The organism is uncultured Phascolarctobacterium sp. (genome assembly GCF_905212365.1).
GTDB lineage: Bacteria > Bacillota > Negativicutes > Acidaminococcales > Acidaminococcaceae > Phascolarctobacterium_A.
Genome location: NZ_CAJMEH010000078.1, coordinates 1 through 7970 on the forward strand (window position 1 = coordinate 1; position 7970 = coordinate 7970).

At 51.1% G+C, this 7970-nt stretch carries 7 protein-coding genes and 2 tRNA genes; all 9 read left to right on the forward strand.

All coding sequences use genetic code 11. The annotated features are described in order from the left end of the window. Positions 1-61: 61 nt before the first annotated feature. Positions 62-135: transfer RNA gene (locus tag QZ105_RS09710), tRNA-Cys, on the forward strand. 21 nt (positions 136-156) lie between these two features. After that, a tRNA-Leu gene (locus tag QZ105_RS09715) sits at positions 157-245 on the forward strand. A 176-nt stretch (positions 246-421) separates the two neighbouring features. Further along, positions 422-601, forward strand: a complete 180-nt coding sequence (locus tag QZ105_RS09720) for a hypothetical protein (protein ID WP_293729723.1) — start codon at positions 422-424, stop codon at positions 599-601. Between the two features lie 13 nt (positions 602-614). After that, positions 615-1211: a zeta toxin family protein gene (locus QZ105_RS09725; protein ID WP_293729724.1), complete on the forward strand. Its 597-nt coding sequence runs from the start codon at positions 615-617 to the stop codon at positions 1209-1211. Between the two features lie 105 nt (positions 1212-1316). Continuing rightward, a complete protein-coding gene (locus QZ105_RS09730; protein ID WP_293729725.1) occupies positions 1317-1574 on the forward strand; it encodes a hypothetical protein in 258 nt (85 codons plus the stop codon). A gap of 203 nt (positions 1575-1777) precedes the next feature. Next, complete coding sequence (locus tag QZ105_RS09735; protein WP_293729726.1) at positions 1778-2962, forward strand: M20 family metallopeptidase; 1185 nt, start codon at positions 1778-1780, stop codon at positions 2960-2962. 17 nt (positions 2963-2979) lie between these two features. Then, positions 2980-4383 (forward strand): AbgT family transporter, encoded by a 1404-nt coding sequence (locus QZ105_RS09740; protein ID WP_293729727.1) that lies wholly within the window; start codon positions 2980-2982, stop codon positions 4381-4383. A 413-nt stretch (positions 4384-4796) separates the two neighbouring features. Further along, a complete protein-coding gene (gene pheS / locus QZ105_RS09745; RefSeq protein WP_297863542.1) occupies positions 4797-5825 on the forward strand; it encodes a phenylalanine--tRNA ligase subunit alpha in 1029 nt (342 codons plus the stop codon). 11 nt (positions 5826-5836) lie between these two features. Then, positions 5837-7970: phenylalanine--tRNA ligase subunit beta (gene pheT / locus QZ105_RS09750; protein ID WP_293729729.1), on the forward strand; the 2134-nt coding region annotated here is incomplete at its 3' end.

Genomic DNA, 7970 nt, shown 5'->3' on the forward strand with positions numbered 1-7970 from the left:
GAGCACCTCCTTGCCAAGGAGGGGGTCGCGAGTTCGAATCTCGTTTTCCGCTCCACTTTAAGGCGACATAGCCAAGCGGTAAGGCAGAGGTCTGCAAAACCTTTATCCCCAGTTCGATTCTGGGTGTCGCCTCCATTTTTATTTCTTTTTTAGTCTGCCGCGGTGGCGGAACTGGCAGACGCAAGGGACTTAAAATCCCTCGGGTAGTGATACCCGTACCGGTTCGATTCCGGTCCGCGGCACCAATTAAGAATACATAAAGTTCAGTAGAAATTCAACCGTTACGTGTTTTCACGGACGGTTATTTTATTATTTGGCGTTCTGCAATAAATTAGTGTATAATATTTGTACGCAGTGGTTTGCAAGACAATGGCTGATATCATTAGCATAGATATTTTTCGCTCAGAAAGGCGGTTGCGTTATGACGAGTATTGCCCCCGTTACCGATAAGGAAGTTGTCGAAAGAGCCCGCGCCGCTGTTAAGCTGGCTTTGGAAAAGCAAAGAGTTTTAGGCGTTCCCATTGTGGAATACGACCGCAAAACCAAAAAGGTTTATCAGGTTTACAGCGACGGAACGCGCGTCGAGGTTCCTAGGGAATAGCAGAGGTAAAGATATGGAAAAGATTAAGCAGCCTGAAATAGTGGTTTTCGCCGGGCCCAACGGTTCCGGCAAGAGTACTTTTACCGAGCTTTTGCGCCCGCCTTTGTATGACTATATCAACGCCGACGAAATCAAGAAAAATCTAAAATGCAGCGATTTGGAGGCCGCACAGCTGGCGGAAAAGCAGCGAGAGGAGCATGTGGCGAATAATGAAAGCTTTTGCTTTGAAACTGTGCTTTCCACTGAAAGAAATTTGAACCTGCTGCGTAGGGCGAAGGCTAAGGGATATTTTATCCGTTGCTATTACGTTTTGACAGCGGACCCGTTGATTAATGTGTACCGCATTAAGTCCCGTGTGCTTTTGGGCGGACACGACGTGCCCCGAGAGAAAATTATTTCCCGCTATGATGGCTGTTTGGAGCTGATGAAGCAGGTGATTGCCGTTAGCGATATCTGCCATGTTTACGATAATTCCGAAAGCGAGCCCTTCCGTATTTTTAAAAAGCGGAAAGCAGCCTGCTTTTATGATGAATGCGAGGATTGGCCGAAGGAGAAAATTGAAGCTTATTCCGGCGTCAGCAGCGCTGTGCAAAAGAATTTGAATTTGTAATTTTAAAAATGGTTTTCAGGCGCGGCGGCAAGGTATAAAAATGCCTGTCGCTTAATCAGCGCTTTTCATAAAATTTATCTATTGTTATTGACGGAGGTAAAATTTATGCAAGCATTTGTGGCTTACGAAAAGCTGTCCAAAAAGAAACAGAAGCAGCTGAACGCTGCCAAGCGCCGCACATGGGGCGACGTTAAGCCGGTGACGAAGGTGAAGGCGTCGGCAAAAATTTATAACCGTAAGAAAAAGAACCTGATGAGCTATCGCGATGATTACTCGTCAGGTTTTTTTGGTTATCGCAGCAATAAATTTTGGGAGTTCTGCGAGGAGGCCTATTTGTTCAAGCGCATACTTTTTGCGGCTTGATATGTACCGTAATAACGGCGGACATTTTTCCTATCGCGCTTCACGATAGGAAAGAGGAAGCAGGCAGCTAATCTGTAAGTTACTTTGTACGCTTTCGGTTGACAATCAGGAAGATGTCTTATACAATAAAGACACATTGTTGTCACACATTACTCTGGCAAAGTGTTTTTAACGATTATTATTTAGATGGGACTGAGGCTATTATGAAAGCAGATATTAATGAACTGCGCGCTTTTGTGGAGCAAAACAGATATGAAATGCTGCTGTTTTGGGAAAATTTGGTGAATATGCAGGCTGGCTCGAAGGAAATAGACCGAGTGAACCGCGTAATGGAATTTTTGAAAAAGCATTTTGAGGCAGAGGGTATCGATTGTCATTTTGTCGATACTAAGGGCGCTCCTTATGCTTTGGCGGCGGAGCTCAACAGCGATGTTCCTGAAAAGCCTCTGCTGCTGGCCGGGCACTGCGATACGGTTTTTCCCTCCGGCAGCTATCCCGAAGACCCCTTCCATATTAAGGAGGGTTTTGCTTACGGCCCCGGAGTTGTGGATATGAAAAACGGCGTGGCGCAGATTTTTTATCTGCTGGTGGCTTTAAAGCATTTCGGCTTCCGCGACCGGCCCGTTAAAGCGGTTTTGGTCGGCGATGAGGAAATCAGCCATGTGATGGGGATTACTGATGAGATTCTCATGCAGGAGGCCAAGGGCTGCTTGTGCTGCTTTAATATGGAAAGCGGACGCATGGACAACTGCCTGATTGTTGGCCGCAAGGGCGGCATGGACTGCCACATTACGGTGCGCGGCGTGGCCGCTCATGCTGGCAACGATTATTTAAAGGGCCGCAACGCTATTGTGGAAATGGCGCATAAGCTGCCGCTTTTGCAGAACCTGACGATTTATGACGAGGGCTTGACTGTTAGCGTCGGCGTGATTAAGGGCGGCATGGTTTCCAACGCCGTTCCCGATTACTGCTACGCCGAGCTGGACGTGCGCTATAAAAAGCTGGAGCATATGGAATATATTCAGCAAAAAATCCGCGAGGTGTGCGCTAAGATTTATATCGAAGGCACGGAGACGGAGGTGGAGTTTGTCGCTCCCATGCCGGCCTTTGAGGAAACGGCGGCTAATCACCGGCTGCTGGATTATATTAACAGCGTGGCTGTGAAGTACGGCTATGCTGCCTCGGAGCCTGTTTATGTCGGCGGTATGTCCGACGCGGCTTATTTTGGCAGCGTGGGCGTGCCTACGGTTTGCTCCATGGGCGGGCAGGGCTCTGGCGCCCATACCAAGAAGGAATGCGCTTCGGTGGAAAGCTTCTTCCGGCGTTGGATAATTGCGGCGGCCTGCATTATGGAAATACAGGATTACGCAGAAAAATATGCAGAATGATTTAGGAGAGATGATAAATGGCGAAGGATAAAGTTAAAGCTTTTAAGGCTCCCAGTCCCATAATTATTTTAGTTTGCGTTATTACTTTGTGCGCGCTGGCCAGCTATGTAATTCCGGCGGGCGTGTACGACCGCGTTAAGGATGTGCATACGGGCAAGATGGTCGTCGACCCGGCAACCTTCCATTATGTAACGCAAAAGCCCACGGGCTTTATGGATTTCTTTACGGCGGTGAACAAGGGCTTCAAGGGCGGCATCAGCATTATCGCCTTTTTGTTCATGGTCGGCGGCTCTTTGAATATTTTGGCACGCACGGGCGCTATCGTGGCGGGGCTCAGCAGCCTGGTCAAGAAAATGCGCAATCACAGCATTTTGCTGATTCCCGTATTGATGACGACGCTGGCAACCTTTTCCACCTTGGCAGGCTGCAACGAGGAATATCTGGCCTTTACGCCGCTGGTGGTCAGCGTCGCTTTGGCGCTGGGCTTCGATTCCTTGACGGCCTTGGGCATTCTATTCTGCTCGGTGGCGGCAGGCTACGGCGCAGGCTGTACCCAGCCCTTTTCCGTCGGCGTGGCTCAGGGTATTGCCGGCGTGCCGATTTTTTCCGCGCTGCCTTATCGCGTAGGCATTTTTGTGGTTTTGCTGGCGCTGAATATCAGCTTCGTGATGTACCATGCTTATAAGGTAAAGAAAAATCCCCAAAGCAGTCCCGTTTATGAAATTGACCGCGCTAAGGCCGATACCATTAAGCTGGACGATAGCTCGGAGCTGAGCACCCGTCAGGCTATCAGCCTGGCGCTGCTGGGGCTGAACTTTGTCGGCATTATTTTCGGCGTGCTGAAATATGATTTTTATATGAACGAAATTTCCGCGCTGTTCATTATCATGGGTATTTTATCGGGTATTATCTGCGGCCTGAAGCCTAACGATATCTGCGACGCCTTTTTGGAAGGCTGCAAGGGCATGATGCTGCCGTGTCTGGCGGTGGCTATGTGTAAAGCCGCTACCATTCTTTTGGACGACGCCAGAGTTATGGATACGATTATTTATTATCTGGCCGGAATTTTGGATGTGTTTCCGTCCTCTATTATTGCCTTCGGTATGTTCATCATTCAGGACTGCTTTAATATTTTGGTTCCGTCCAGCTCCGGTCAGGCGGCCATTTCCATGCCGATTATGGCGCCGCTGGCCGATATTGTGGGCCTGACCCGTCAGACGGCGGTTTTCGCCTTTACCTTCGGCGACGCTTTTACCAACTGCATTACGCCTGCTTCCGGCGCGACAATGTCTTATCTGGCTATGGCCAATGTGCCCTATAAAAAATGGCTGCGCTTCGTGCTGCCGCTTTTGGGTATGTGGTGGATTGTGGCCTTCTGCTTCCTGACCTATGCGACGGCGATTAAATTAGGTCCGGTATAATTTTTCCGAAGACAGGATTGCGTAAGCGTTTTGCTTGGCGCGGTCCTGTTTCGTTTTCGCAGGCGCATCTTGCGGGAAAGGCTGCGATATGCTATAATAAGCTTTAAATTGAATATCCCCCTGACTGCATGATGAACAAGAAAGTAAAGCCCTGTAAGCGTTTCAGAGAGCGAAGCCGCCGGCTGCAAGCTTCGCACGGGAGCAAGGCTTGAAGTTCCCTTGGGAATGCTTCGCCTGAAGGCCGCAAGGCTGGGTAGGGCGGACGTAGAAGCTGCGTTAAGGCCGGCAATGAAGGTATAAATATGGGTGGTACCGCGAATTAATTCGCCCCTGTGAATTTTTGCAGGGGCGTTTTTTATTCAATTTTAGTATTACCTTTTGACAATATTAAGGAGGCAAACATGGAAGCTACGATGAAAGAACAGTTATCAGCCTTAAAAGAACAGGCCCTAGCCGAGCTGGCTGCGGTGGATTCTTTAGAGGCTCTGAAAAATCTGCGTGTTAAATATTTGGGCAAAAAGGGCCCGATGACCGAAATCCTGCGCGGCATGGGCAAGCTGCCTGCCGAAGAGCGGCCTAAGATCGGTCAGATCGTCAACGAAATCAAAAGCGTTTTGGAAAATGAAATTAACGCCAGGACTGAGGTTTTGGAAAAGAAAGCGTTAAGCGATAAGCTGGCTAACGAAAAGGTGGACATTACTCTGCCAGGGCGTCAGCCCAAGGCCGGACATCTGCATCCGGTTACCTTAACCCTGCGCGAGATTAAAAAGATTTTCATGCGCATGGGCTTCGACGTTTGCGACGGTCCGGAAATCGAGGATGTGTACCACAATTTTACGGCGCTTAATCTACCGCCCGATCACCCGGCTTTGGATATGCAGGATTCCTTCTATATTACAGAAAATTATTTGCTGCGTACCCAGACCAGCGGCGTGCAGGCTCGCACCTTGGAAAGCATGGAGCCCAACACGCCTATCCGCATGATTTGCCCCGGCACCGTTTACCGCTGCGATTACGACGCTACCCATTCGCCTATGTTCCATCAGGTGGAGGGCCTGGTTGTCGATAAAAATATCAGCCTGGCAGATTTGAAGGGCACGCTGGAGCTGTTCTGCAAGCAGATGTTTGGCAGCGATGTCAAAGTGCGCCTGCGTCCGTCTTACTTTCCTTTTACGGAGCCTTCCGTAGAGGTGGACGTTTCCTGCCCCATTTGTCAGGGACGCGGCGGCTGCCATGTGTGCAAGGACAGCGGCTGGCTGGAAATTTTGGGCGCCGGCGTAGTGCATCCCAACGTGCTGCGCATGAGCGGCTACGACCCGGAAAAAATGACGGGCTTTGCCTTCGGTCTGGGCGTAGAGCGTATCGCTATGTTGAAATACGGTATCGACGACCTGCGTTTGTTCTTTGAAAACGACCAACGCTTCATCAGTCAGTTCAAATAAGGAGGAGCAAAATGTTAGCGTCTTTGGAATGGTTAAAGCAATATGTGGATATTAACATTTCTACCGCTGAGCTGTGCGATAAAATTACCCGCGTTGGCTTAGAGGTAGATTCAGTAATGCAGCTGGGCGAGGGCTTGGAAGGCGTCGTTACCGGCAAGGTTATGGAAATTTCCCGTCATCCCAATTCCGACCATCTGTGGGTTTGCATGATGGATTACGGTCAGGGCGGCGAGCCGGTGCAGATTTTGACCGGCGCGCAGAACGTCAAGCAATATGATATCGTGCCCGTAGCCGTAGTGGGCAGCGTGCTGCCTCCCAGCGGCCGCAACCCCGAAGGCATGAAGCTGAAAAAAGCGAAAATGCGCGGGCTGGATTCCTTCGGTATGCTGTGCAGCGCCGACGAATTGGGCATCGACAGCAAGCTGCTGCTGCCGGAGCAGCGCAACGGCATTTTCATTCTGCCGCCGGATACGCCCATCGGCGTGGATATTAAAACTGTTTTAGGCTTGGACGATACGGTCATCGACATCGATTTGACCAGCAACCGCGCCGATTGCTTCAGCATTTTGGGCCTAGCCCGCGAAATCAGCGCTATTACCGGCTGTCCGCTGAAAATGCCTGCTATGGAGGTGGCGGAAGCCGCCGGAGAAAAGGCTTCCGATTATGTGCATATTAAAATTGCTGCGCCGGAGCTGTGCAGCCGTTTTTCCACTCGCGTTTTAAAGGATATTAAAATTGCGCCTTCTCCCGAATGGATGCAGAACCGACTGCGCGCCTGCGGCGTGCGCCCCATCAGCAACGTGGTTGATGTGACCAACTATGTAATGCTGGAATTAGGCCAGCCTATGCACGCTTACGACGCCGATAAGGTGGCAGGCCGCACCTTGATTGTGCGCCGCGCCGAGGAAGGCGAAAAGCTGATTACCCTGGACGATAAGGAACGTATTTTAAATCCGTCCATGATTACCATTGGCGACGCGGAAAAGGCTGCGGGCTTAGGCGGCGTTATGGGCGGCTTGCTGACGGAAGTAACCGACGCTACAAAGAATGTTATTCTGGAGGCGGCTTCCTTCCACGGGCCCAGCATCCGCCGTACATCCCGCGCGCTGGGCTTGCGCAGCGAGGCCAGCGGCCGCTTTGAGCGCGGTGTGGATACCATGCTTACCCACAACGCTTTAAACCGCGCCGCGCATTTGCTGGAGCAAATGGGCGCCTGCGAAACCTTCTGCGGCATTGTGGAGGATTATCCCGAACCGGTGAAGCCTGCCGTAATTACGACGACGCCAGAAAAAATCAACGGCTGCATTGGCTGCGTTATCAGCCGTGAGGAAATCGTTGCCATTTTGCAAAAGCTGGGCTTCGGCGTGGAGGAAAAAGGCGCGGAGCTGGTTATCACCGCTCCCAGCTGGCGTCGGGATATTGAATGCGACGCCGATATCAGCGAGGAAATCGCGCGTATGCACGGCTATGATTATATCGAAAGCCATCAGCCGGAACTGAAAATTACGCAGGGGCATCAATCTGTTCTGGACGACGTGAAGGACGCCGTACAGGATTATATGGCCGCCGCCGGTCTCAACGAAATGATGACCTACAGCTTCATTAAGGCTACGGCCTTTGATAAAATGCTGCTGCCTGCCGACGATAGCCGCCGCAGCTGCATCGAGCTTTTGAATCCCATCACCGACGCTTTTTCCGTAATGCGCACCACTATGATTCCCAGCGCTTTGCAGACCGCTTCCTTTAATCTGCGCAACCATAACGACAGCGTAGCCTTGTTCGAGGTTGGCCGCATCTTCCTGCCTAAGGCTTTGCCGCTGACGGAGGACGCAGAGGAGCGCCCGGTGCTGACTGCCGTTATCAGCGGCAAGCGCGAGCCCTTGAATTGGTGCGCCGCTAAAGAAAACGTTGACTTTTATGATATGAAGGGCCTGGTGGAAGGCTTGCTGGCCTCTCTGCAGGTGCAGGATTATACTCTGGCGCGGTCCGCCGCTCCTTATCTGCATCCGGGCAAGAGCTGCGATATCGTGCTGAACGGCAAGGTTATCGGTTCCTTCGGCGAAGTGCATCCGACGGCGCAAGAAAACTTTGAGCTGGACCAGACGACTTATGTTTTGGAAATGGCTGTGGAGCCGCTGGTAGCCA